The following is a 26,013-nucleotide window of genomic DNA, read 5'->3' as shown; positions in this document are numbered from 1 at the left end:
CGGGAGGCATTGGATACGTATGACTACCGAAGAAGCGTTAAATTCAAATACTCGGGAGGCATTGGATACGTATGACTACCGAAGAAGCGTTAAATTCAAATACTCGGGAGGCATTGGACCTGTATGACTACCGAAGATAAGGCAAATCGAAAACCCGGCCGGGCAGCATAAATTTTCGCACATGGAACGCGCATTTTCGCACATCAAAGCCGCCTCCCTTTAAGTCTTCCACACAAAAAAACCGGCTCAAAATAAACGAATCATTTTGAGCCGGACCAACTACCATCCCTGAATTATTTCTTCACAGGCAATTCAAATGTAACAGACTTTTCTTTAAACAGTTCTTTGGCGTTCCCGTCTTTTAGCGGACCAACCTGCATGTCAAACTTTTTAAAGATGTCAAATTCGTCTTTTCTGAACAGGAAAACCGTGAGGAATTCATCTTTGTCCCCCGGGTTTGATGTACCGGAATAGTTCGGCTCAAGCATTCCCTGGTTAAACATGGTTCCGCGGTCCCCATCGATCGTCAATTTTCTGTCAACCAAAAATTTATCAAATGGCGTGTCGCTTCCGTTTTCAATGGTCATTTTTACAGTCAACGCCACCAGGCCGCTGTCCCCAAAGTTCGAAAACCTTTCCGCATGGCCGTCTGTCGGAGTTACGTCGGCATACTGCACGCCATTAAGCGTGATTTTCACGCCATCAATTTCTTTTGTTTCATTAATCTCAGTATTCTCAAAAAAGATTTCCTTGTCCGCAATATTGTCTGTCACCATTTTATCCTGGTACAGTTCCCCCGATGCTGCGGCTTTTTCGGCCCCTTTATCATTAAATGGCAATTTAAAAACAGCATCTTCGCCCAATCGTTTGGATGTGTCATTATTCAGCCATAACGCATCGATTCTCAAGGTCGGTGAACTCAGCTTCTCAAATTGTGCTTTAGTCATTGAATGGGCGTTCATTCCGGTGAAGCTTTTTCCTTTGGAATATTGGGAAGCATCTTTCGTACTTTCATCCTTCAGCCATTGGTCACGATCGACCAGATGCTGTCTCGGGATAATGTAATCCACCCCGTTATCCGCCAATAAGGTTACGCCGCCCGCATAAAATACGTCTTCATCGGACTTGTTATCCAATGTCATTTTATATGTAAGAACATAACCCTCATCCTCACCATCGAAGTTCGTCTTGCTTGATTCATTCATATTGGAAACATGGACAATTTGATACTCATCAATTTCCATTGTCACCTTATCGCTGTACGCATGTTTCAATCCCGGGTTTTTATTCGTATACACCACTTTCACATCTGCGCCCAAATCCTCTGCGATATATGGATTCAACACTGATCCATCGTCTTCTTTTTCAGCGGACTCCTTTTCCTCTTCTTTCGGTTCGGCATCCGCTTCTACAGCCTTGGTATCATCTGTTTTCTCTTCTGTCGCCGCCGGCTTCGCTTCTTCTTTTTTATCATCGGCCTTGCTTCCGCATGCGCCCAGCAATAGGACAGCCATTACAAACATGGCAAGTTTTTTAATGAGCATTCCATAGTCCCCTTTTACATTTTCTTTTCAAAGGTATCATAGCATTTACAAAGTGCACTGAGGGCTTTTTGAAAAAAAACGAAACAATTGGCCTAACTGTTTAATTGGGCGCTATTAGTACATAAGGCTTGTTCGTTTCCTTATATTAACAAATAGAACCACCTATTGTTTTAGTCGTTGTTTTTTCACATATTAGTTCAAATTTCGACATGGGGCCATTTGACGAATGACACATTGTCATTTATACTAGAAATATAGACATGACATTGTGTCACAAATAAAAAATGAGGAGTGAAACAGCTATGACTCCAATGGCAAATATCCCTCCTTTTATCCAGAGGGAACTTAAAAAACTGAATGAGCTGATAACCCCTTTAATGAAAAAGGCATCCAAATACGGATTTTGGTCCCTGCCTTTGATCCTTATTTCTGTTTTCAACCTGGTCACCATCTTATTTTTTATTCCGGACAGGCAGAACATGGTGCTGACCATCATCCTGTACGCAGTGCTCGGGGCACTTGGCATGGCGCTGTCCAAGGAAGCGAAACACCAACGGAAAGAAATTCAAAAAATCAGCGCGGATTATGTCATCAGCCGGATTGAAAAAAGCGACATGGCTTCGCCTTCCCTAAAAAGGAAATACACGGCAATGGTGAAGGAATCGCCGGTACTGGCCATCAATCACTTTATAAAATTTTTGGAAGCGGAAAATAGAGAAAATCAATATTAAAGGATGAAGGAATCATGCCTAAATTGACGTTTTACAATTTACCCGATGAAAAAAGACAAACATTGATTCAAGCGCTCAAAAGTGAATTTTCAAGGGTGCCTTTGTTTGAGGCTTCCGTTTCCAACATTGTAAAAGCAGCGGGAATCCCGCGTGGCAGCTTTTATCAATATTTCGAGGACAAAGACGATGCGTTTTTCTACCTGCTTAACGAGCTGGCGGAGCAGGAAAAATATAATTTCCTCTCCATCCTCAGCATGCATAACGGAGACCCGTTTGAAACAGCCATTGATTTTTATAAACGAATGCTTGAAGAAGAGGAGCATTTTCACTTTTTGAAAAATGCTTTGTTAAACATGACGCAAAAAATTGAAAGCTCTTTTGGGAGAATGATCACCGACACTGACAAAAACAGCGAAAACTTTAAAGCGACTGCTGCATTAGTTGATCGAAGCAGCTTAAATATATCAAGCGAAAAGGAGCTGTATCACGCTTTACAAATCATTTCGACCATTATATTTAGAAATTTAGCCGAAACATTTGCGCACAATCTATCCCCTCATGAATCTTTGGCTAATCTTAAAACAGAAATCAATCTGATTAAAAGAGGACTTGTCCGGGAATCTACACTCACAAAATAATGGCAGGGAATCGATATCCCTGTCATTATTTTTCCCAAAACAAGTCTCAGCTTTTTTATTTCCCATCAAAATTTTTCATGAATCCTAATAAATTAGGTTATTTTAAGTGAATTCGAAATGTCCTGACGGGCTTGGAAAATATTTCTCGGGAAATATGTCGAAACGGAGTGTTATTGGTGTTTCCCCCACCTTCTCCTATAAAATAGGTTATAGACAAAAAACAAGAAATATTTTTTAAGGAGTAAAAAAATGGGACCCATACAATTAACAATCACAATGGCTGCATTTGTAATCATCAAAAATTACTTTTATGAAAAAGAAAAAAGAAAAATTACTGTTACAGAAACCATTATAGAAATAATAGGAGTGGTTTCTCTTATCATGATCATTGACTACTTTATTTTAGATGGAATCAAAAAACTGAAAGGCGGGTAAAGCATGGTCAAGCTTCATTTTCATCCTGTTTGGGATAGCAAATTAACAAAGGAACAGAAGGATGAATTGGTGAAAATCTTAAAGTCACGGTCCAAACCATCAGGCGACCTGGAAGCTGCACTCGTCAGAGGGAAATATAAGAAAAACGGCGGATTGGTTGCAACTGTCCTATTATTGAACGGTCGGGAAAAGAGACTGGAAATCGGCCGCATCAAAGTACAAATAACGGACGATAAGGGAGTAGTTGTTGCAGAGGAAACTTTTGATCCAAGTCTGCATCTGGAGCCGGATACTGCACAGCCGTGGTCATTTGTCTTTTCCAAAGAATCAGTTCGAATACCAAACGCAAATCCCATGATTTGGAAAATAAACCTCCTGATAAACGGGCAAATATAAGAATTCGTTGTCCTTATATTTGCCCGTTTTTTGCGTCTCCTTAACACGGCTGCTTCACATCCACAAACAATGTGTTGAGATCATTCACAATATAATCGGGATATATCTTGGCTTTGTCGACTTCCTCTTTTCTCGTCACACCAGTCAAGACGAGACAGGTACTAATTTCATTGAACTTTCCCAATAAAATATCGGTTTCCAGGCGGTCGCCTACGATCAGACACTGATCCCTGTCCACATTTAGCTCCTTAAGGATCCGCTCTCCGTAAAAAACGGAGGGTTTCCCAGTCACCTGGAAGATGGACTGACCTGAAGCGACTTCAATAGCACGGGCAATCGCATACGTGTCGGAAACGACCCCTCCCGGAACCGGACAGGTAGGATCCGGATTTGTCACAATAATTTTCGCACCGTTTCTGACAGCGTTCATGGCCAAGTTCAATTTGTCATACGTAAAAGTACGGTCAAGGCCGACCAGTACATGAGTCGCTTCCATCGGTTCTTCTGTCATGTTCAATTGAAAATAGTTAAATTCAGTCTTGATTGCTTCTTCGCCGACAACATAAATGACGGCGTCTGGAAAATTCTCTGCAAAATACAATGCAGATATGAACGGACCTGTAAGAATTTCCTCATGACAAACATCGATTCCCAATGTTTCCAGTCTCCGCTGGCAGTCTTCCCGTGTCTGCGTGGGTGAGTTTGTAATAAACAATAACTTTTTGTCGTTCATCCTTAACGCTTCCAGCATTTCTTTTGCACCAGGCAAAATTTCATTCCCCAAATAAATCGTACCGTCCAAATCGAAACAATACGCCTCAAAGTCATTTATATACATTCACTGTTCCCCCCAATATCAAGAAGAAGTTAGTAAAGCCCCATGATAAACTTCCAGGCTCTTTAGCCGTTTCTTTGTGCTTTTGTCGAATAAATGGATTGCATTTTCATTAAAAGAAAGATAAATTGGATCTCCCGTTTTCAAATGATCATCAGTCTTGCATTTGACCACAATCTGCTGGCCGGCCAACCGTGTATGCACGAGCATTTCCGCCCCATTGGTCTCAATTAAATCCACGACGCCTTTTATTGAGGTTTTTTCTGCGGAAATGGTGATATCCTCAGGCCTGACCCCCAGGATAACCGCCTTGCTCTTATGTTTCTTCAAAAGCAGCTGCTCACTTTTCGAAAGTGGATAGACCGCCTCTCCGGAACCGATGATAAATTGATTCCCTTCAATATTTCCTTCGAAAAAATTCATCCCGGGCTGCCCAATAAAACTGGCTACAAATACATTTTCAGGAGATCTGTACACTTCAGAAGGTGTGCCGATCTGCTGAATCTCACCGTCTCTCATGATGACAATTCTTGTCGCCATCGTCATCGCTTCCGTTTGATCGTGAGTTACATAAATCGTCGTTGTTCCCAACTGGCGGTGCAGCCTGATAATCTCAGCGCGCATTTGGACACGGAGCTTCGCGTCCAAATTGGACAGCGGTTCGTCCATCAGAAAAATACTGGAGTTCCGAACAATTGCCCTGCCAAGCGCAACTCTTTGCCTCTGCCCGCCGGAAAGTTCTTTCGGCTTCCTCTTCAGCAAGCTGCTCAACCCAAGGATTTCAGCCGCCTCTTCAACTTTCGCCTTCACTTCATTTTTCGGCACCTTTTGGCGTCTCAATCCAAAGGCCATATTTTCAAAAACAGTCATATGGGGATAAAGTGCATAGTTTTGAAAAACCATGGCAATACCCCGATTTTTCGGTTCCACATCATTGACTCTTTGGCCACCGATTAATAAATCCCCTCCTGAGATATCCTCTAAACCTGCAATCATCCTAAGGGTTGTTGATTTTCCACAACCAGAAGGGCCAACCAGTACAATAAATTCCTTTTCCTGAATATCCAGGTTGAAGTTCCGCACAGAATAATCGTTGCTTCCAAGATATTTTTTACACACGTCACGTAATTGAATGTTTGACATCCTGCATCCCCCAGCTATTGATTTTGACCAGATTCATCGAATGTTCAGCACGATCAACCGTATTTGTTTCAAATACATATTTGATCGGCCTGCCCTTTAACTCTTGGAACAGAGACTGAAAAGGAATCGCCCCTTCACCGATTTGCAAATGCTCGTCGCTTGAACCATGGTTGTCATTAATATGAAGGCCGTACAAATACGGGTATGCTTTCCGGCATTCATCTAAAAACCCAGCCTGCCCATTTATATAGCAATGCCCTGTATCCAGCATGATGCCAGCACTCGGATCATCGATCATTTGGATGACTGAAACGAGCTCATCAATAGAGGTACCTATGGCATTTTCCGCATCAGGAACATTTTCAATCACCAGCCTTGTTTTTTCAGGCAATTCCTGCAGCATTTTCTTTGAAAAATCGGCCGCTGATTTCAGCCCGCCATCAATGGATGGATTGCTGCCCAAATGGAATAGCACATATTCCACTTCCAGCATTTTGGCTATCGACAAACATTTCTTCCAAATTTGTTCCGTCTCTTCATCTGGAGAAGCGGGATTGAACCCTTCAATGGGCAGATGAAATCCGAAAGAAACATCGTTCACTTTTGCAAGTCTTGCCATATTTTCGATTTCTGACCTTTCCATATACAGCAGGAGCCTGCCATGATACTTTCCTTCTCCCATGATTTCAATCGATTTCCAGCCGCCTTTTAACATAAGAGCTTCAACGGCCGGCACAATGGGCAATGCGAATAATGTATAAGTCGAAATAGAATAACCCAATACTCATCCACCTTTCTGTTACTTGATTCCTGAATGCATGAAGCTTGATATGAACTGCCTTTGAAAAGTGAAGAAAGCCATCAGCAGCGGAAGGGCTACAAACAAAGTTGCTGCACCGACCACTCCCCACTGCGCTCCGGAGTCAGATGCTTTGGCAAACATCGAAAGCCCGACAGTCAGCGGCCTATTCATATCGGAATCCGTGATAATCAGCGGCCATAAAAAGTTGCTCCATTGATGGCATACTGATATAAGTCCGAAGGCGATATAAGTTGGCTTCGCCAAAGGCACATATACATGCCAAATCGTCTGAAGCCGGCTGCACCCTTCCATTTTTGCGGCTTCTTCCAGTTCATAGGGAACACCTTTAAAGGTCTGCCTCAGCAAGAAAATTCCAAAAGCAGAAATGAAGTAAGGAACCATGATCGCCAGCTTAGTATCGTAGATTCCGAGCTGGGCAATCGTGTTTGAATTTGGAAAAATCAACAGCTCAATCGGAATCATAATTTGCACAAGGTACAAGAGGAACATCATCCCCTGTCCGATGAAATTCATCCGGGCAAATGCATAGGCAGCAAGCGTCATCGTGACAAGCTGGACAGCCAGAATGACAATGACAATAATGAGCGTATTGATATAATATTGCGCGAAAGGAGCCGTCCTCCAGGCTTCGGCAAAATTATTGAATGTCAGCGAAAATTTCTCTGCCTTTGTGTCTGTAAAGGCCATATAGATGATTCCGAAGAGCGGAAGGGCCCAAAGCAGAGCCAAAACATATGTCGAAATATTGATGAGGCGATTCAACTGTATACCACCTTAACTGTAATGAATTTTACGGTCTGCTCCAAAGAACTGAATGGCTGCGACCATCAGCATCAAAACTAACACAACCACTGTCGCAGTCGACGCTTTCCCGTAATCCATGAAACGGAAAGTACTTTCATAGATGTAGTAGAGCAGCAGATTGCTGGCATTGTTTGGGCCGCCCTGTGTCATCACGACAAGCTGGTCCACGGTTTTGAACGCATTCGTTGTCGCGATGATAAAAGAGAACAGGGTTGTCGGCATCAGCAATGGAAAGATGATTTTTCTAAATTGGACCCACTTGGACGCTCCGTCCATATAGGAAGCTTCAAGCAGTTCCTTAGGAATATTTTGTAGGGCGGCCAAATAAAAGATCATAAAGAATCCGGCTTCCTTCCAAATCACCATCACCATGATGGCAATAAGGGCTGTACTTGAATTCCCCAGCAGATTCATTTCCCCTGCTCCAAACATCTTGAACAGGCTGTTGACCATCCCGTACTCCGGCGTATAGAAAAACAGCCATATGAACGCCGCAGTCACCATCGGAATCACAACCGGGTAAAAGAAAAATGTCCTTGCAAGACTGCTCCCTTTCATTGCACGATTGACCAGCATTGCAAGCCCCATTCCGATCAACAAGCTTGTTGGTACAGTCCCAACCGCAAACCAGATATTATTGATCAACGCCTTCCGAAACACCTCATCTTCCCACATCATTTTAAAATTGTCCGCACCGATATAAACGGGATCCGCTGTTGACAGATCTGATTGAAAAAAACTCGTAAACAGCGTCTTGATCATCGGATACAACGTAAACATGATGAGGAATATGAGGGACGGAAGGAGAAAAAGCCATGCTGTTGCATTTTCTTTCATGCTTTTTCCCAATTCCTTCACCTCATGAAAACTTATTTATATGGCTTTAACAGGGATTCAGCCTGTTCTTGAGCCTGATCCAATGTTTTGTCCACGTCAGCTCCATCAATTGCCGCCTGAATGGCATCTGATAAAATCTTGATGATTTTCCCTTGCTCGTAAACCGAGATTTCCTTATGTGCATTTTCCAGCTGCTGCATGGCAGTCAGGGCCTGCGGGAATGAATCTGTGTACTCTTTTAATGATGGAGTTTCATAGCTTGATTGACGTGTTGCAATATAGCCTGTGTCAATGCTCCATTCCGCTGCACGCTCAGGATCTGCAATCCATTTAATGAATTCCATGGACGCAAGCTGTCTTTCTTCTGCAATATCCTTGAAGATATAGAAGTTCCCTCCGCCAGTCGGAGTAGCCGCGCGCTTATTTTCCGGCAAGTAGGCAACGCCAAACTCAAAATCAGCGTTATTTTTAACATTCGTCAGGTTCCCTGTAGTTGAAAGCATCATAGCCGTTTTTCCTTCAATGAAGTCAGTAGGAACAGTATTCCAGTCAAGTACGCCTTCGGGCATCACCTTGTGTGTCTTAGAAAGGTCAATCCAATACTTTAGAGCCTCCTTGGCCGGTTCGGAATCAAAATAAACTTCTTTTCCATCGTCACTCATCAGGTTTCCTTCACCAGCCTGGAGTGCTAAAGCCTGATAGATCCAATAACCGCTGATCGTAGCCGGCAATTCAATCCCCCATTGGCCGTCCTTCGTAAGCTTTTTACCATACTCCACAACCTCATCCCAGTTGGCAGGAGCAGCTTCCGGGTCGAGGCCCGCTTCCTTGAACAGATCCTTGTTGTAATAAAGCAGGACCGTGCTTCGCTGGAACGGGACAGACCATGTTTTCCCTTCCGCCTGGGAATTCAGCATGAATCCAGGGAAGAAGTCATCCATCATTTTTTTGGCTTCCGGATCTTTTTCGATCATATCGTCCAGCGGCAGGATAGAGTCCTTCAATTGGAAGAGGTCAACGGACAGAAGAACCGCCATATCCGGGGACTTTCCGTTTTTTACAGCCGTCTGGACCTTCGTCATGGACTCATCATAGTTTCCGCTGTAGACCGGCGAGACCGTCACTTTTTTTCCATTCACTTCAATTCCTTCTTTATTGAATTCCTCTGCATATCCGTCAATCACTTTCGTAATTTCGCCGCCGACGTTCACCGGATAGTACCACGTCAGATCGATCGTCTCCCTATCGGATTTTCCGGACTTAGCATCATCCGAATTGCTGCTGGAACCGGCACTGTTGCTGCCGCATGCGCTTAATAAGCTAAAAATCAACAGGAAGAGTGCAAGAAATATGGGAGTTTTCCTCAAAGCTTTCAACCTCTTTCTTTTTGAGATATTTTCACTGAAAAATCGGATGACTGTATAACGCTTAGTAGACCGGCTTCCCCCCTTTTTGAACGAAAAGAGACCACAAATATACTGTTCATCACAACAGATATTTGCGGCCTCTCTCATTGCGCCTGTTTGCTATCTACTTTTCAATTATTAATATACCGGACTATTATTTAGCTCCCATTAATGTAATGTAAAGAATTGTTAAAGCTGGTTGAAATCCAATTTCCACAGCTTACTATTTGAGGTGGTTACAGCCGCTGCTCCGCGTTCCAACGCTTCTTTCGCATGGTCAGAGGTTGTCAGCAAACCGCCTGTGATGACTGGAACAGGGGACACCTTCGACAGTTTTTCCAGGAAATCAGGCGCCCTGCTCGGCATAATCTCAATAATATCAGCCTGCAGGTGCTCGAAACTATCCAGCAGATGTTCATAGACCTCGGTATCTATCAGAAAAACCCGTTGAATCACAAACATCCCTTTTGATTTGACCCTCTTGATGATGCTCGATTTCGTGGTGACAATCGCAAAGGGTTTGACGTAGTCGGTAATAAAATCGATTCCGTAGGGGTCCGCCTGCAACCCGCCAATTTTCTCCACATGCAAAATGACTGGGAGCCCTTCCTTGTGCAGCACATCCACATACTCTTTCACATTTAAAATGTTCCCCGTCATCAGGATGACAGCGGAAATGTTCCGTTTATATTTGATCGCCCTCTCAATCGATTTAGGCTCCTTGATCGCAGCAATCAGCTTGTGCCGCTCTAATCTCTCCTGAAACATTTTTTTCATAGGTTCATTCACTTCTGGGCCCCCCTTGTCCAGGTATTTAAAATGCTACTACAAGTGTAACCCAATATACTTCGCCATTCACTTAGAATCCAATAACAAAGGCGGAAGCGCCTGTTTATCGACGTACAGACTGGAGCGCTTCTGACGAGATAAAGGAAACACGCGCAGCGCAGCGATGTTGACTTATCGTAGGAAGAAGCGTGAAGTCTGCTAGTCGATAGGCGCTGGCCGCCTTAAAGCGCCACGTCCTGTGGCGCCGGCGGCACTAGGACCTCCTGTCCGTCGGAGCCGGACGCAGCACTAAGTGACAAATAAGTTACTCACAACCTGAGCATTTTATAATTTCCTAAAAATAAAAGAAGACGGCCATTTGCGCCGCCTCTCCTAGGATTCCATTGAGATTTCCAATCCCTCAATCTCTTTAATTTTGCCAATCAGATATTCACTTTCCGTCACAATGTAGCTTTCTTCCTCGTGAGCAATATTCACCAGCCACGGTTTCCCTTTTTTCAGAAAAGACAAATCCTCCGGCAGGTCTGGCTGCAGCCAAGAATAGAGGGAATTGGCCGTTTTTTTAACAACCTCCCTGGCGTAATCATCCGTATGATAATAATAAACTTTCGCTTTTTGTCCCCCAACAAGCATTGTACCTGTCCACTCATTCGTTTTCTTCATCACTTTCAGGGAGCCCTCCAGCTCCTTCAGCACAGGTTGAAGCTTCCGAGTGGAACCCAAATCCTTTCGGACGACGAGGTGGAACTCATCGCATATATCAAAAGCCAAATCTATCAGCTGTTCGTAGACTTTTCCTTGAGGGTCTTTTTCTATAAAAATCATGCTAAAGTTCCTCTCACATTCGTTAATAATTTTTGGAAAATTAATCCGGGGCCAAAGCAAGGGAGATTTATTTCTTTTTGTATAAAGAAATAACTGCGGCGACCACTGATACGATTAGGCCTGCAGCCACTTCCTCGATCAGGGGAAGCGGCTGCTGGCCATTCTGCCCGTATGGACCAATCTATTCCTTCGGCGTCCTACGCTTCCTTTTAACAACATAATAAATCCCTGCTCCAATCAGCACCAAAAGAAGAATGATCGGCAAATTTCCCACAACAAACACAATTACCCCCGATGCGGCGGAAAGCAAAAAGTTCAGGCTGACAGCCAGCTGCTTTTTCGTCTTATCCCATGTATTTAGATCATTGCCGCCTACTCCCGGTACGACAACTTTACTTTCCTGCATGAAGATTTCGACCGTCGAATAGGACGTCTGATTTTCGAGATACTTCATCTTGCCGACAAGGACTTCAATCTCTTCCTGCACTTTCGCCAAGTCGCTGGAAATTTTCAATAAGTCTTCAGTCTTTTGCGCGTCTTTCATAAAATCAAGGAGCCTTTCCTCCACGGCCCGCTTCGATTTCAAGCGAGACTCCAGATCCACATATTCCTCCGTGACGTCTTGACCCGAAACATTTCTGCCCAACACCTCAGCAGCTTCATCTTCTGCATCATTCAAAAAAGCCTGGAAATGTTTTTCCGGAATCCGGACGATAACATGCCCGCTCATCAGTTCATTTTCATCCCGATATTCGTTGGACTCTACGACATAGCCGCCGTATCCCTTCACTTTCTTCTCGATATTTTGCTTAGCTTTTTTAAGGTTCTTCACCTGAACTTCCAAATTTGCCCGATGAATGATCATTCGGTCACTTGTTTCAATCTGACTTTCTTTCGGCTCTTCAGCTGTGGCTGCATCTTCCTGATCTTCCTCATCAAGTACGGCCATCTCATTCGAGCCCGCAGACTCATTCATTTGAGCCATATCATTCGCCGACTTTGATTCCTCGGAATCGCCCGAACTGCACGCACCCAAAAAGATAAGAAGAACTGCAGCGAGAAAACCATTCAAGCATCTCTTGTTCATCCATTGATCCCCCTTTCTACATTAGACGTTTCAACATTAAAAAAATTACAGGTTTAATCGTCCAAAGCCATGTCTGTCTCCATATCATATTTGCTTAGCGAACAGGATTTCTTGGCCTGCTGGACAGACTTGACCTCACCCTCTGACTTTGGCGGGCAAGTGATGAAGGTTTCGATGCCCTCTTTTTTATCGGTAAAATTGAACGCAGAATCAATTGCTGGTGAAAGGGCTTGTACTTTTTCAACCAGAGCGGTTAGCCTTTTCCATTCTTCCTCAGATTCCGAAAAAGGCTGCCCTATTTCAAGACGGACCCCCAACATGGCCTCTGTTTCATCGAAACGTGGAATCTCAGGCCCTTTTACGATATCCAAGCTCTCATAGGTGACATAGTTTGTATCTACCGATGCGTCAGGAAAAATTTCCTTCGCAATCGGCTGGACCGCCTCCTTCAATTGGCGCGCCCACAACACTTCAGGATAAATATCAACATATGTATACTCTGCAAAGCCTTCCTCCGCGTAAAATTCAAGCTCCGGATCCGATGCAGGATAAAACCACGCACCGTAGCTACCATCTTTAAAATTGTAAAAAGACTCTTTCAGCGTAAAATTCTGTTCATATTTTTTCTCCAAGTAGTTTTCCAGTTTCGCAGCCACCGCCTTCTCCTTCCAGGGCAAACCATAAATGCCGCTTGCAATCCAAGCTGCAATCCCTATCACGATGACCACGGCCGAAATAATTAAAATCCTTTTTCTGCTTTTCATAAAGTTCCCCTTTTAATGATTTCTCTTTTTCTATAGTATATAGGAAAATGCAATGGAAAATTATGCCCTTATTAAAAATTCGAAATTTCACGGAGGCGTAGAAAAAAATAGCTGCCGGGGCTATTGGAAGCTTTGAAAGGGATCGAGATGTGCTACGGACAAACACAGGAATGCACGACAAAAAAACTTTCCTAATTGACAATCCTTGCGGATGATAATGACAATAGCCATTTTGTGTTTTTTCATAAAAAAGGGGTGTACTGTAGATGGAAATGCGTAAATTAAAAATGACTGAAGGTGTGTCAGCACCTTCAGCCTATACAATAGCTTGGTTCCCTTCAAGGGAACCGGTAGCAGAGGAAATAAGCCACCTGAGCCGAACTCAAGAGTGGATTATTTTTTTGAAATGACAGTAGCGCTATACAGCAGCGTTTTCTAACAATATCAATTATATTATCTTTGAGACTACATTAATGGTCAGCTTGAATACGCTCTTAATTAGACCAGATGAATTATTTTTTAAAAAAGGCTGAGCATCACTGTATCCATATTCCATTAAATTCCTATATTAATTACCTTGCCTCTTCGGCTTGAAACGTCCAAATAACGTCATTGGTGGTTCCGGCTGCAACGAGCCCTGGTGACTTACGCAAAAAATATTTATCCGAATGATAGACATCGGTTATCATTTGACCGGACTTTTCTTCACCGGGGGCAAGTTCGCCCTCTATTGATTCAATGCTGCTAAAATAACTGGATACATCCGAATAACCCGACCCCTCCAGATCTTCAGTTATTTCGAGTGATCCTACAAGGTCTGACGCGTCCAAACTTTTCTCGCTTGTGTTCTTTACAGTAAGGTCTAACACAATCAGCTCATCTAATTGTGGGGTTTCGCCATCCAACTCTTCAATTAATTTAGCGCTATGCAGTGTAATTTCATAAGTTCCCAAAGTTGTATCAAACTTAGCCGTATCCCCCATCTGTAAATCTAATTGATCCTCTGCTTCAACTTTAAAACCACCGCTTTTTGACTCTTTAACCTTGGAAGCATCATCCGCTGCCGTTTCAGATGGTTCTTGAGTTTCGGATTCAACCTTTTTTGAACCTTCACTTCCAGACCCACAAGCTGAGGCAAGCACCATAAATGCAAACAATAAGAGAACAACAAAAAATCTTTTTAGCATTATATCCTCCCAAATTAGTATTTGATTACCAATAAATCTAGCATTCCTATACTCATCTAATTAGTAAAACTTTATTTTTCCGTATGATTGTACAAATAATATAACAAAATAACGTTTATTTCAAATATTCCCACAACCTAACTCCTCTTCCTTGTCTCCAAAGGCAAAAGCCACATTTTCAAACTTTTCCTGTTCTCCCCCCTTCTATGTTAAGATGGCAATGGTATTTTGAAAAGAAAGGATTGAATGAAAAATTACGAAGCATACAACCCAAACCAAACTGTTTATGGAGTATCTCTCCATTATTTTTGGAGCCGCTTTGGTCGGCTTATCATATAATATTTTTCTCTTGCCGGCCAGGCTGGCAGCAGGCGGAGTATCCGGCATTAGTACAATTCTTTATGAATTGTACCAGTATAACCCCGCCTATGTTCAATTGCTCATAAATATTCCCGTCTTTATTGCCGGCTTTCTGCTTCTTGGCAAAGAGTTCAGCTTAAAGACACTGGCAGGCACCTTCTTCGTCCCGTTCACCATTTGGATCAGTGCCGACATCCCTTTTTCAACTGATAACCCTTTGCTGGCAGCGATCTACGGGGGAATCCTTCTGGGAATTGGCCTTGGAATTGTTTACCGGGGAAATGGATCGACCGGAGGGCTGGCAACCGTGGCGCAAATCGTGAAGAAATATACAGGCCTGTCCAGCGGTTACTCGCAATTAATAGTTGACGGATTAGTTGTCGTTAGTTCTGCGTTCGTCTTTAGCTTTGAACTGGCTTTATATGCGATGATGGCCATTTATGTGACGAGCAAAGTGATCGACTTTGTCCAGCTGCAATCTTCACCATCAAAGCTTGTGCTCATCATCACTGAGCAGGAAGAACGCATTCAAACCATCATCAAGGAAGAGATTGACCGGGGCCTTACAAAAATCCGTTCAATCGGCGGCTTTTCCAACAAAGAAAAAACAATGATCCTCTGTGTTGTCGAGCAGCAGGAAGCCGTTTATTTGAAAAAAATAATGCAGGAACAGGAACCCGACTCCTTTGTCGTCTTCCTCAACGCATCCGAAATCCTTGGTAGAGGCTTTTCCCTATCCAAGGTCCATGATACAGCAAAGTGAAAAAGACAAGCCCATTTTTCGAATCAGAAGCTCTTGATTAAAGGAGAGCTTCTGATACCTTTTGAAAAAGGCGGCTTTACATGTGACTCTTTATCCCATCTTCAGATTCCAGTTTGTGTGTAATGACAGTAAAGGTGTTTATTTTTGAAGCTGAATATACGCATTACACCGTCCGGAAATGTGGACAAATAACTTACTCAAATATATGTCCCGTTTGTTGAGGATTAAAGGGCTGGCACTGTTAAACAACTTTATTGTCACTCAACAGTTTGCCCCTCCATTTTCACATGACAAGAACTGCAGCTTCAGGAGAGCTTTGTGAAATGAATATACGATTCCACAAAACTTGGATGAATAGCCTGTTCCCCATTAACTCCCCTTCCATAGACGGATCAAATAGAACTTGGTACCATGAAATTACGCTTGAAAAGAGTCTCTGCTGAAAACTCCTGAAGAAAGCGAGGTTTTATGAATTGTCCTTATTGGCCTTTATAACCATTCTGATTTCGGCTTTCATGCATGCAACGTGGAATTATTTAGCGAAACAATCAGAGGGTGGATTCAATTTTGTCTGGCTCTATATGGCCGTCAGCACAATCATTTATCTGCCCTTCGTTATCGTTTTCTTTTTTCTGGGCGAAATGCGCTTTGGCTGGCTGGAACTGGCTTTTATATCCGGAAGTGCCGTTATCCATATGGCTTATGCCTTGACACTGCAAAAAGGGTACAAAGTAGGCGACCTTTCTATCGTTTACCCGTTAGCCCGGGGATCCGCGCCCATGCTGATTGCAGTTGCGGCCCTCTTTCTCTACGGAGAAAGACTGTCGTTTGCAGGAATGTTCGGAATCGGATTGATCGTTTTCAGCATTTTTATTTTAACGGGGGACTTGCGCCGATTTAAGCAGCCAAACAGCGGAAAAGCGATTTTTTATGGATTATTGACCGGCTTGCTGATTTCCTGCTACACCTTGTTGGATAAAGGCGCCGTCAGTGTTGCCCTCATGTCACCATTACTATTAAACTATGGCTCTATTCTGGGCCAATTTCTGTTAATGACTCCTTTGGCCTTTAAAGACAAGGAAAAAGTGAAGAAGGAGTGGGCCATGAACAAAAAGAAAGCAGTCGGCGTCGGAATCTTAAGTCCATTGGCCTATATTCTCGTACTGATTACAATGCAGGTAACACCCGTAAGCCATGTGGCTCCTGTTCGTGAGATCAGCATCTTAATCGGCACTGTGATGGGGGCGAAAATGCTCACCGAAGGGATCGGTGTCCGAAGGCCGGTCGCTGCAGCCATCATGGTCGCGGGAATCATATCTGTGGCCCTGAGCCAATGAAGGGGTTTAACTGACTAAAGGGGACAAACCCCTCCAACAACAAAAAAACAGACCCTGCACAGGGCCTGTCATAAGCTTTCATTAAGCTTTTTGAACGTTTGAAGCTTGTGGGCCGCGTTGGCCTTGTTCAACGTCAAAAGTTACCTTTTGACCTTCGTCTAAAGATTTGAAGCCTTCACTTTGGATCGCGGAGAAATGAACGAATACATCTTCTCCTGCTTCACGCTCGATAAATCCGAAACCTTTGTCTGCATTAAACCACTTAACTGTACCTTGTTCCATTATTTGTTTGCCTCCTGGTGCGGTAATTCGCACTTTGTTACTATCCTTGCTCAAATACTTAGACGAAAATCAAAATCTCTTCTCAATCTGAAAGAGCAAAAATAACTCTTCTTAAGAATAACGGATGTGTCTTAAAATAGCAAAGTTTTTCGTCTGCCAAATTCCGACAAAGATAACAAACTGCCGGCCACGGCTGTCGATAATTGACAACACCAAACACACTATTCTGTTAGCAGTTTGTTCCTTACAGAACCATCCGGGATATTTACAGCATGTATGGATTTGAGAAAACAACCCTTTTGGATTCCCCAAAATAAAATTCATCCCCCACTTACCGGCTATCGCCGCTTGAAGTGGGGGACTTCTTTTAGAGGTTCGTTAAAAGATAAATGGGCCACGGCGAAAACGAAAACGCGGACCAAAAAAAGGACGTCGACGGAAACGGAAACGTGGACCACCTATGAAGAATGGCATAAAAAAATTCCCCCTTTATGGAATGATATTATAGGTTATGCCACAAAGGTGCTCGGGGACATAGACATATATGGAGAAATCAAAAAATCAAGTAAAGTTAATCCCCAGAGTAGCACAAGGGATCGTTCACTTTTTAGAAAATGTTTTTTAATTTTTGGTGCCACGACCAGAAATTTGCTAAATTTTGTTGAATGATGAATAGAATTAATCTGTTCTCATCAATTGATTTCTTCATTCACTCGCCCCTCGAAACCCTTACAAAAAGAATCTTTTATAACCAACAAACAATTCTCCACCATAATGATCAAGTGTAGATTGAATGAATGCAATGAGTTCAGTTTTATCATTTGTATTCATGTATGCTTTTGTATATTTAACTAGTTTATCGCACATATCTTTATCATATGATTTAAGGTTCCTGGCAACCCACTTTCCTTCACCAAACCAATGGCCATCTGCCCTTAAAATCAGTTCAGATAACGTATTTATTAACTTATTTAAAATAAATAAACTTTCTTCAAAGTCTTCTGAACTTCTAAAGTCTGACAATAAATCTGTCATTTGATACCTTGCTTTATTTATTTGGTCCTCATCCCAAAGCTGTGGACCCTGTTCATAAAGTATTTTTGCCTCTTGTTGGAGTTCCTTTCCATTCCCTTGTTTATCTTCTATAAGCAGACCTTCGGCACACATTTTAATGATGGTGGGCATTCCTATATGCCTGGCTGTTTGAAATTCAACCTCCAGAGATAAAGCCGTAAAAATAAAAGCCTCTATTTTCCATCCAAGAAAGTGATAACATTCAATTCTTGGTGTTTCTGTTTCATCCATAATAATTAAGTCAATATCAGATTCTTTTGTTAAATTTCCATAAACAGCACTTCCACCTATCAAGACTGTATCTGCTTCAGGAAAGTGGGAATCGATAAACTGTTGAGCTATTCGCTTGATCGAGTCTCTCATATGAAACACCTCCCATTTCAGGATATTCATGTAGATGGTTAGTGTTCTTGAACGCAGGAGCTGCCTGTAAGGCCGGCAGCACGACTGTCCGTGAGGAAGCAAAGTTTATTCCCTGAGAAAATGGTGAAAGTGCAGCACATCGAACATGCCTGCGAATGTAAGGCATGTAAACAGGATGTCTCATTGCCCGCACAAATAAAACGGGGAAATGCGCCCCAGCCGGCTATTCAGCGCAGCATTGCCAGCTCAAGCGTCCTTGCGAAGGTGCTGCACGACAAGTTCGTTCTCTAAAATAGAAAATTTCTGCCTCTCCCATCCAATTCATCGAAATATCCCAGTATCGTCCTTGCTGCTATTGCTATGCTCCATCTTTTCTCGGCAAAACCCGGCAACCTACACTAACCCCACCTTTTTTATCCTATTTTTCCTTTATCGGCCTCTTCAATTTTCGCTTCTATCTGATGTTTTTCTTCACTCCACCAAAGCACCCGGTCCGTTTCTTCCAAGACTTCTTTGATTTCTTCTTCATCGGCAACTGCTGGCGGGGAACCACGGAGGGGTTTACCGGATGTACTTTTTAGAAATAAAGTAACAACCACAATCCCAATGGCCGAAGCGAATATGAGGTAATAGGCTGGCATGAGGCGATTGGCGGTCATGCTGATCAACCAGGAAATCAATAAAGGGGCCGTCCCTCCAAATAACGAAGCGGAAATATTATAGGCAATGGCCAATCCTCCATATCGGACTTCTGTAAAAAATAGAGAGGGCAATAGAGAAGTCATCGTACCTTTTATGGATGATAAGAGCGTTCCTAAAATCAACAATCCAAAGAAAACCTGCCAGTTGCTACCTTCCCCAATTAATAAAAAGGAGGGAATGGATAATACAATAACCCCTATCAAGCTTACTTGAATGATCCGTTTATTTCCAACTTGGTCAGCAAAATATCCCATAGCTAATACAATCGGGATCATAATAAACATGACAATCAAAATCAACAGAAGCCCTTTGGTTTCCCCATATCCTAAAACCGCCGTTAAGTGGGATGGCATATACGTTAAGACCGTATAGTCTATCACATTATAAAAGAAGACCAACACGAGACATAATAACAGCGATCGCCGATGGAACTGAAACAGTTCTTTCATGGAAATATGCGGCTTTCTTCCCATTTCTTCAATTTTCTCTTCCATCGCTGCAAAGGCAGGTGATTCCTCGAGTTGGTTTCGGAGATACAGCCCGATCATTCCCATCGGACCCGCAATCAGAAACGGCACTCTCCAGCCCCAATCATGCATGGTTTCTGTTCCCAAACCGTAGGTGAGTGCTGTAACCAATCCTGCCCCGAGAATATATCCGGCCAGTGTCCCCACTTCCAATCCGCTTGCCATAAAACCGCGTTTTTTATCCGGAGTCGATTCAGCAATAAAGGTCATCGCCCCTGCATATTCTCCTCCCGTAGAAAACCCTTGTATCAATCGTGCACACAGCAACAAAATAGGTGCAGTGATTCCAATGGATTCATAACTTGGGATCAGTCCACAATGTTGGCTCTTAAAAGGCAGCCATCATTACTTCACCACTTTTACCATATCCAAAGCCTTTACTAATTCTTTCGGATTCCGGGAGCCAATATTCCGCCTCTCTTCCCCAAATTCATGATATCAAAATTCAAATATATATTAAAAATTCCTAATCTAATCAAAATCTTACCCTCTGTTACTTTACATGAAAAGCGGGTATGAATATAATAGGGATACAAGCATATAATGAAAAAAGGGATACCAGCGGGTACTGGCATCCCGAGTATACAAGCTACACTGCATGAAGTGCAGCAGCCCGACACAAGAAATAGCTCTTCTCGCTGGGCAAAAGCAAGGGAGAGTTATTTCTTTTTTTGTGCTGAAATAACTACGGCAATTACTGATACGATTAGGCTTGAAAACATAAACATCAAGACCACTACTTCGTACAGGCTTACCATCAGCGTCACCTCCCCTCAAGAGGAAGTGGCCGCTGCCCACCCTGCTTATGTAGTTGTATACCCTTTTATTTTAACATAGATATCAGAAAATTAGGGTATTATTCTCTAGCAAAATCCATCTAGAGGTTCCTCTCAGCGTCCGCATTCAAAGGTGGATAAATTTCTTCAGTGGTATTCCTACATGTCAATTTAATTATACTTTCATTCACCTAAATATCTCCCCACGAATCACCTTAAACACCCTGCTCGGCTGTTTCTCCAGCAACTCAAGCATTATCCGCTTTCGTACCTCTTCCCCGTGCAGCACTTGGATCTCCCCCGCATCCCGATCAAGCACTACAGAGTCATGCCCAATCTGATAAGCCTGAATCTTTCTGGCTCGATCAACATATTCCTCATCCAACTCTGTATGGACTTCCGTAGTCAGCCTGCGCAGCATCCGCCAAAGCTTCACTTCTTCCCTAGACTTCATAAATAGTTCTGGCAATTCCTTCGCCTGCTTGAGTAGATTCTTGGTCGTTAAAACATAGCTCTGAATGCCTTAGCCCACTGGGCGTATCGTTTCCTTCAATTTCTCCCAGCGATCAATATAAAAACGGACCACCGTTTGATCCCATCCTCTCTCAGGTAAAATCACCTTCCCGCCGATACGAATTCCCCGTTCCGTTTCGTAAAAGAGCTGTGGGTTCTTTCTTAAATGATTTCTTCCTTTTGAGTCCAGGCGCTTAATCCGATCTGCCCGTACCTTTTCATAACGAGAAACCAACTCATGATGCGGTTGGGCTTCAATGAGATCGATCGCTTGGCAGAAGGACGGAAAATAAAGCTCCACCAGTCTGAAAAACTCAGTAGGCGAAGGCTTGTCTGAAAGGGTTGGAGACGCCTCTAGAAATGTCTTCTTTATAAAGTGGAAAGCCAAGTTATAAATCTCTTCGCTTACTTCGTTCAATAACCGTTGATAGTCTTCCTTATAATTTAACTTGGAAGGAAAAATTTCAAACGTGATTTCCAGCAGCTTCTCTTTTCTACTATAGATTGCAAAGGTCGTTAACCCGACTTCATTCATGAATTGAAGGTTCCCCATCAAAATCTGATGGGGCTCTTTTCCAACAGGAGTGACCGCCTCACGAATACCTGGATGCTCGTGGTAAAAAAAGAGCTTCCGATCCGTTTTGGGCGTGATCACAAGCTGGTACACTCGATTTTCAAAAAAGATGGGAGCAAAGTCTTTTTCTTGTATTGGAACAAGGCGATCCGTTTCTACGTCATACAGCTCGACGCTATCCCACTCTTTCGCATCAAAGCGAAAAGACATCGTTTCCAATCCTGCCCTTTGCTTATACTCCTTCAAACTCTCATATCGCTCGTCAAACGGCCCCCCCTTCATATAAAGAGAGAAGTCAGGCGTTTCAACGACCAGTAATTCCAACATAACCCTTTCTGCGATTGAGCCTCCTTTCTGGTCTGGAAACCTAAGGACATCATATATCGCCTGAAGGGGTTATTTTGCTATCTTATGATTGACAATAAATTTCGACAAGAATTTTTCACTGTTTAGATCAATCCTTCCTTTTTTAATATTGGAAGTAATAAAAACTTTGTCGATTAAACCAAATATCCTTAAATGTTTTGTAATATAGTAATATAGTTGCTTTTTTCTTCATTGGGGGTGCAAGCATGTTGGGGAAAATGTTAGATAACAAAAAATCGGGTATTGTTGGAGATGCATTAAAGCCATATTTAAAGAAAGACGCAAAGGTGGCTATCATGTCATCCTATTTTACGATTTATGCGTTCGAAGCTTTAAAAAAAGAACTAATGAAAGTCGAAGAAATACGTTTTTTATTTACCGACCCTACATTTATTTCTGAAAAATATTCAAAAGATCCTTTAACAATAGGCAGACAAGAACGGGAGAAGCAACTATTTGGTACAGAGTTCGAAATAAAACTGCGGAATGAGCTTACCCAAGCAAAGATTGCTAAAGAATGTGCTAACTGGATACGTGCCAAAGTAAAAATGAAATCACCTACAGCAACAGCTCCTTTGGCAACCACAAAAATGATTCATGTTCATAATAAAGATGGATCATCAGTTGCTATTCAAGGAAGCGCGGATTTTACAAGCAACGGGCTTGGCTATACATACTCTCCTAATCTTGAAATGAACACTTTGGTAAATGAGCCTATGTTAACAGAGCAATATATACAGTGGTTTAATGAAGTTTGGAAAAATGAGGAGAATGTGGTAGATGTAAAGGACAATGTTCTTAAGAGAGTAACATACCTTTATCAGAATCACACGCCTGAATTTTTATATTACCTCACACTCTACAATATATTTAGGGAGTATCTTGAAGAATTTGACGAAGATGCCATTGTCAAATCCAAAACAGGCTTTAAAGATACCGCCATTTGGAACAAGCTATATAAATTCCAAAAGGATGGAATGTTGGGCGCGATTGACAAGCTGGAAAAGCATAACGGCTGCATCATTGCCGATAGTGTCGGACTTGGAAAAACGTATGAAGCTCTTGCTGTCATCAAGTATTATGAGCTCCGTAACGATCGAGTACTGGTCCTATGTCCTAAGAAGCTGAGAGAAAACTGGCTCATCTATACACAAAATGATAAAAGAAATATCTTATCCTCCGACCGATTCAACTATGATGTGCTGAACCACACTGACCTAAGTAGAGAAGGTGGCCTTTCAGGCGACATTAACCTTGCCACCATAAACTGGAGTAACTATGACCTGCTAGTCATCGATGAATCCCATAATTTCAGAAACAACGTTGCAAGGAATGATCGAGAAACACGCTATTCTAGATTAATGAATGAAGTCATTAAAGCGGGAGTAAAAACAAAAGTCCTTATGCTGTCGGCAACTCCAGTTAACAACAAAATGAATGACTTGAAAAATCAAGTGGCTTTCATCACAGAAGGAAAAGATGAAGCACTCGAGGAGGCTGGAATTGAAAGTATAGAACAGACTCTAAGAAAGGCACAGTTGGCATTTAACAAGTGGCTGCGTTTGGAAGAAAAGGATAGGAAAACGGACACCCTTCTTGAAATGCTGAACTTTGACTACTTTAAATTATTGGACGCTGTCACCATTGCGAGGTCAAGAAAGCATATTGAAAAATACTACAACATGTCCGAAATCGGCAAGTTCCCAGAACGACTGAAGCCGATCAATGTTTACGCTGATATCGATACATTGGATGAATTCCCTGCTATCAAGGATGTCAACATACTGATCAATCGATTGAACTTGAGTGCCTACTCCCCTTTGAAATATGTCATGCCTGAAAAACAAGCGGAATACAGCCGAAAATACGATATGAAAGTGAAGGGCGGCTCTGTCTTTAAGCAGATTGACCGTGAACGGAGCCTTGTCCATTTGATGCGGGTCAACCTCCTAAAACGTATGGAAAGCTCCATACATTCCTTTGGCATGACAGTAGCATCTCTTCTGCATAAAATAGATGATTTGCTCGCAAGGATGGAAAATTTACAACAATATTCCGATGCAGATATAAGTATTAATGACATTAACATTGATGATGAAGATGTAGAAAATATGCTGATTGGTTCCAAGGTCAAGGTATTGCTTCAGGATATTGATCGCGTTAAGTGGGTTCAGGATCTCCAGGATGACAAGGAAAAGTTAGAGAAACTGCTGATAGAAGCGGCCAAAGTACAAGCGCCTCGTGACGCAAAGCTTCAAAAGTTGAAATCAATGATTGAAGAAAAAGTCCGAAATCCAATCAATAACACGAATAAAAAAGTGATTGTCTTTACGGCATTTGCGGATACGGCTAATTATTTATATAAAGAAATATCAGAATGGGCATCTATGAAGGGATTGCACTCTGCGTTGGTTACTGGCTCTGGCGGCAACCAAACAACACTAAAAGAGATTCAAAAAGACCTTAATTCAATCTTGACCCATTTCTCTCCTGTATCAAAAGAAAGGTTCAAGATTGATGCGAATATGAAAAATGAGATCGATATTCTTATTGCGACAGATTGTATTTCAGAAGGACAAAACCTTCAAGACTGTGATTTTCTTATAAATTACGATATACACTGGAACCCCGTCCGCATTATTCAGCGTTTTGGCCGTATCGACCGTTTAGGGTCTAAAAATGATGTGGTCCAGCTCGTGAATTTTTGGCCTAATTTAGATTTAGATGAATATATCAATTTGGAAGCACGTGTGAGCGGCCGAATGGTTCTTCTTGATATTTCCGCTACGGGTGAAGAGAACATCATTGAATATGATGAAAAGAAGCAAATGAATGACTTGGAGTACAGGGCCAAACAGCTGAAACAACTTCAAGAAGAAGTGATCGACTTGGAGGATATGTCTGGGGGCATTTCTATCACAGATTTGACCTTGAATGATTTCAGAATGGATTTACTGGATTATATGAATACCAACAAACAAGAAATAGAGACTGCCCCTTTAGGGCTGCATGCCATCACATCTCTCCAACTGTCGCCAAATAAGGAAGCAAAACAAGGTGTGATCTTTTGTATCAAACAACGCAATGAATTGGCAAAAGTCAAAGAAACAAGTGCTCTGTTCCCCTATTACCTTGCCTATATGGGCATGGATGGAAAAGTGCTATTAGGGCATTTAAAAACAAAACAAATACTCGATCTCTACCGAAAGCTTTCACAAGGACAAACCACTGTATTTAATGAACTAATTCATCAGTTCGAAATGGAGACAAGCGAATTATCCGATATGTCTTCTTATAAGGTCCTGTTGGATAAAGCAGTTGAGTTCATCCTTGGGATTGTGGAAGAGAAAGGAATTGAATCCTTGTTTAGTCTTGGTAATTCAAATCTGCTTTTGGAGAGCAGTATTTGCACTGATGATTTTGAGCTCGTTTCATTTTTAATAATAAAGTAGGTGAATTGATTGAGGGAATGGCTAATTGATCAACTTAAAATCCCAGAGCGAACAGTGTTGAAGAAAAAGGTACCAAAGAAAGCATTCTTTACACAAGCGGACCTCTCTCCTTCTGAAAAGGAGTTGTTCTCTTCTGAGATTGAAGGATTTTATTTGCTTAGTTTAATGAACCAGCAAAGCATAAACATACCAGCTTACATTACCGAAGAGATCCATTATACCGAGGTAATTTGGATCTATGTTCAATTGAGAAAAACATCTAACTCAAGCAGAATTGTGAAATCCATACACAGAGCGATGCCCAATCCCATTGTTTTAATCGCCGAGTCCCCTGATAGACAGCTTCTATTAAGCACATGTCATAAAAGACTTAACAAAAATGACATAACAAAAATAGTAGCTGATGAACCTGTACTTACTGAATGGTTTGACCCAGCGGACCAAAGCTCGGCTTATATAAAACTGGCAGAAGCCATTAGCATACCAAATCTCTCTTTTGAAAGCTTATTTGCATTTTATCAAGATATTCATAACTGGCTACAAGCGGCGGTATTAATCAAACAGATTGGCACCCTCCCCTCTTCTCCAGATAACTTAGATAAAATAAACCATATGTTATCCCAAATTACGAAAGTAAATTTACTGAACATTAATTCTGGGGCTATTTGGTAAAACTTTGT

General features: G+C 42.2%; 28 protein-coding genes and 1 pseudogene. 12 read left to right on the top strand and 17 right to left on the bottom strand.

The genetic code is table 11. The features are described 5' to 3' along the window. Positions 1-293: 293 nt before the first annotated feature. Positions 294-1,544, bottom strand: a complete 1,251-nt coding sequence (locus tag FS666_RS13130) for a DUF5068 domain-containing protein (protein ID WP_144462508.1) — start codon at positions 1,542-1,544, stop codon at positions 294-296. 302 nt (positions 1,545-1,846) lie between these two features. Between FS666_RS13130 and FS666_RS13125 the strand changes: the two genes are divergently transcribed. The 4 genes from FS666_RS13125 (at position 1,847) to FS666_RS13110 (ending at position 3,744) form a co-directional block, all read left to right on the top strand. Next, positions 1,847-2,275 (top strand): DUF5392 family protein, encoded by a 429-nt coding sequence (locus FS666_RS13125; RefSeq protein ID WP_144462506.1) that lies wholly within the window; start codon positions 1,847-1,849, stop codon positions 2,273-2,275. A gap of 14 nt (positions 2,276-2,289) precedes the next feature. Beyond that, a complete protein-coding gene (locus FS666_RS13120; RefSeq protein WP_144462504.1) occupies positions 2,290-2,913 on the top strand; it encodes a TetR/AcrR family transcriptional regulator in 624 nt (207 codons plus the stop codon). Between the two features lie 249 nt (positions 2,914-3,162). Then, a complete protein-coding gene (locus FS666_RS13115; RefSeq protein WP_120072276.1) occupies positions 3,163-3,348 on the top strand; it encodes a hypothetical protein in 186 nt (61 codons plus the stop codon). A 3-nt stretch (positions 3,349-3,351) separates the two neighbouring features. Further along, positions 3,352-3,744, top strand: coding sequence for an SLAP domain-containing protein (locus tag FS666_RS13110; RefSeq protein WP_144462502.1), 393 nt, complete (start codon positions 3,352-3,354; stop codon positions 3,742-3,744). A 40-nt stretch (positions 3,745-3,784) separates the two neighbouring features. Here the strand turns inward: FS666_RS13110 and FS666_RS13105 are convergent, their stop codons facing one another. From FS666_RS13105 to FS666_RS13060, 10 genes are all read right to left on the bottom strand, one after another. Next, positions 3,785-4,582 (bottom strand): HAD-IIA family hydrolase, encoded by a 798-nt coding sequence (locus tag FS666_RS13105; protein WP_120072280.1) that lies wholly within the window; start codon positions 4,580-4,582, stop codon positions 3,785-3,787. 18 nt (positions 4,583-4,600) lie between these two features. Beyond that, positions 4,601-5,722: an ABC transporter ATP-binding protein gene (locus tag FS666_RS13100; protein WP_120072283.1), complete on the bottom strand. Its 1,122-nt coding sequence runs from the start codon at positions 5,720-5,722 to the stop codon at positions 4,601-4,603. Continuing rightward, positions 5,700-6,503 (bottom strand): sugar phosphate isomerase/epimerase family protein, encoded by an 804-nt coding sequence (locus FS666_RS13095; RefSeq protein WP_144462500.1) that lies wholly within the window; start codon positions 6,501-6,503, stop codon positions 5,700-5,702. Before FS666_RS13095 ends, FS666_RS13100 begins: the two co-directional genes overlap by 23 nt. Before the next feature lie 18 nt (positions 6,504-6,521). Beyond that, positions 6,522-7,307, bottom strand: coding sequence for a carbohydrate ABC transporter permease (locus FS666_RS13090; protein ID WP_144462498.1), 786 nt, complete (start codon positions 7,305-7,307; stop codon positions 6,522-6,524). Between the two features lie 12 nt (positions 7,308-7,319). After that, on the bottom strand, positions 7,320-8,207 hold the full coding sequence (locus FS666_RS13085) for a carbohydrate ABC transporter permease (protein WP_390615282.1): 888 nt from the start codon (positions 8,205-8,207) through the stop codon (positions 7,320-7,322). Between the two features lie 11 nt (positions 8,208-8,218). Then, positions 8,219-9,553 (bottom strand): ABC transporter substrate-binding protein, encoded by a 1,335-nt coding sequence (locus tag FS666_RS13080; RefSeq protein WP_144462496.1) that lies wholly within the window; start codon positions 9,551-9,553, stop codon positions 8,219-8,221. Positions 9,554-9,781: 228 nt separating this feature from the next. Continuing rightward, the gene (locus FS666_RS13075) at positions 9,782-10,381 is read right to left on the bottom strand and encodes a glycerol-3-phosphate responsive antiterminator (RefSeq protein ID WP_244943911.1); all 600 of its coding nucleotides are present in this window, start codon (positions 10,379-10,381) and stop codon (positions 9,782-9,784) included. Between the two features lie 372 nt (positions 10,382-10,753). After that, entirely contained in the window at positions 10,754-11,206 is a 453-nt protein-coding gene (locus tag FS666_RS13070) for a stage III sporulation protein AH (protein WP_144462484.1), read from the bottom strand. A gap of 181 nt (positions 11,207-11,387) precedes the next feature. Beyond that, positions 11,388-12,293, bottom strand: a complete 906-nt coding sequence (locus FS666_RS13065; RefSeq protein ID WP_144462482.1) for a DUF4349 domain-containing protein — start codon at positions 12,291-12,293, stop codon at positions 11,388-11,390. 53 nt (positions 12,294-12,346) lie between these two features. After that, positions 12,347-13,057, bottom strand: coding sequence for a YfjL-like protein (locus FS666_RS13060; protein ID WP_144462480.1), 711 nt, complete (start codon positions 13,055-13,057; stop codon positions 12,347-12,349). Positions 13,058-13,323: 266 nt separating this feature from the next. Here FS666_RS13060 and FS666_RS19835 point away from each other — a divergent pair, with 266 nt between their 5' ends. Beyond that, positions 13,324-13,467, top strand: a complete 144-nt coding sequence (locus tag FS666_RS19835; RefSeq protein WP_164876314.1) for a hypothetical protein — start codon at positions 13,324-13,326, stop codon at positions 13,465-13,467. A gap of 162 nt (positions 13,468-13,629) precedes the next feature. On the opposite strand, the gene FS666_RS13055 is transcribed toward FS666_RS19835, so the two are convergent. Then, a complete protein-coding gene (locus FS666_RS13055) occupies positions 13,630-14,244 on the bottom strand; it encodes a hypothetical protein (RefSeq protein WP_120072297.1) in 615 nt (204 codons plus the stop codon). A gap of 286 nt (positions 14,245-14,530) precedes the next feature. On the opposite strand from FS666_RS13055, the gene FS666_RS13050 reads away from it, so the two are divergent. After that, positions 14,531-15,367 (top strand): YitT family protein, encoded by an 837-nt coding sequence (locus FS666_RS13050; protein ID WP_144462478.1) that lies wholly within the window; start codon positions 14,531-14,533, stop codon positions 15,365-15,367. Positions 15,368-15,840: 473 nt separating this feature from the next. After that, entirely contained in the window at positions 15,841-16,704 is an 864-nt protein-coding gene (locus FS666_RS13045; protein WP_144462476.1) for an EamA family transporter, read from the top strand. An 81-nt stretch (positions 16,705-16,785) separates the two neighbouring features. On the opposite strand, the gene FS666_RS13040 is transcribed toward FS666_RS13045, so the two are convergent. Further along, positions 16,786-16,986, bottom strand: a complete 201-nt coding sequence (locus FS666_RS13040) for a cold-shock protein (RefSeq protein ID WP_120072303.1) — start codon at positions 16,984-16,986, stop codon at positions 16,786-16,788. A 276-nt stretch (positions 16,987-17,262) separates the two neighbouring features. Here FS666_RS13040 and FS666_RS13035 point away from each other — a divergent pair, with 276 nt between their 5' ends. Next, a complete protein-coding gene (locus tag FS666_RS13035; RefSeq protein WP_144462474.1) occupies positions 17,263-17,655 on the top strand; it encodes a hypothetical protein in 393 nt (130 codons plus the stop codon). A gap of 60 nt (positions 17,656-17,715) precedes the next feature. Here FS666_RS13035 and FS666_RS13030 read toward each other — a convergent pair whose 3' ends face one another. Beyond that, complete coding sequence (locus FS666_RS13030; RefSeq protein ID WP_144462472.1) at positions 17,716-18,423, bottom strand: nucleotidyltransferase domain-containing protein; 708 nt, start codon at positions 18,421-18,423, stop codon at positions 17,716-17,718. 71 nt (positions 18,424-18,494) lie between these two features. Here FS666_RS13030 and FS666_RS20675 point away from each other — a divergent pair. Continuing rightward, positions 18,495-18,708: pseudogene (locus FS666_RS20675) on the top strand (IS66 family transposase); the annotation flags it as partial. A gap of 128 nt (positions 18,709-18,836) precedes the next feature. On the opposite strand, the gene FS666_RS13020 reads toward FS666_RS20675, so the two are convergent. Then, positions 18,837-19,919, bottom strand: coding sequence for an MFS transporter (locus tag FS666_RS13020; RefSeq protein WP_342353793.1), 1,083 nt, complete (start codon positions 19,917-19,919; stop codon positions 18,837-18,839). 276 nt (positions 19,920-20,195) lie between these two features. On the opposite strand from FS666_RS13020, the gene FS666_RS20320 reads away from it, so the two are divergent. Continuing rightward, positions 20,196-20,489 carry a hypothetical protein gene (locus FS666_RS20320; protein WP_144462468.1) on the top strand — a complete coding sequence of 98 codons (294 nt, stop codon included), beginning with the start codon at positions 20,196-20,198 and terminating at the stop codon, positions 20,487-20,489. A gap of 126 nt (positions 20,490-20,615) precedes the next feature. Here FS666_RS20320 and FS666_RS13010 read toward each other — a convergent pair whose 3' ends face one another. Both FS666_RS13010 and FS666_RS13005 read right to left on the bottom strand, forming a co-directional pair. Further along, entirely contained in the window at positions 20,616-20,897 is a 282-nt protein-coding gene (locus tag FS666_RS13010) for a hypothetical protein (RefSeq protein ID WP_144462466.1), read from the bottom strand. 54 nt (positions 20,898-20,951) lie between these two features. After that, complete coding sequence (locus FS666_RS13005; protein ID WP_144462464.1) at positions 20,952-21,842, bottom strand: DUF2357 domain-containing protein; 891 nt, start codon at positions 21,840-21,842, stop codon at positions 20,952-20,954. Positions 21,843-22,087: 245 nt separating this feature from the next. Between FS666_RS13005 and FS666_RS13000 the strand changes: the two genes are divergently transcribed. Further along, positions 22,088-25,333, top strand: coding sequence for a helicase-related protein (locus FS666_RS13000; protein WP_144462462.1), 3,246 nt, complete (start codon positions 22,088-22,090; stop codon positions 25,331-25,333). 9 nt (positions 25,334-25,342) lie between these two features. Further along, positions 25,343-26,005 (top strand): DUF4391 domain-containing protein, encoded by a 663-nt coding sequence (locus FS666_RS12995; protein ID WP_144462460.1) that lies wholly within the window; start codon positions 25,343-25,345, stop codon positions 26,003-26,005. Positions 26,006-26,013: the final 8 nt, after the last annotated feature.

The organism is Siminovitchia fortis (genome assembly GCF_007681465.1).
GTDB lineage: Bacteria > Bacillota > Bacilli > Bacillales > Bacillaceae_C > Siminovitchia > Siminovitchia fortis.
The sequence above is the reverse complement of the archived record's forward strand: the minus strand, read 5'-3'. Positions and strand labels throughout refer to the sequence as shown.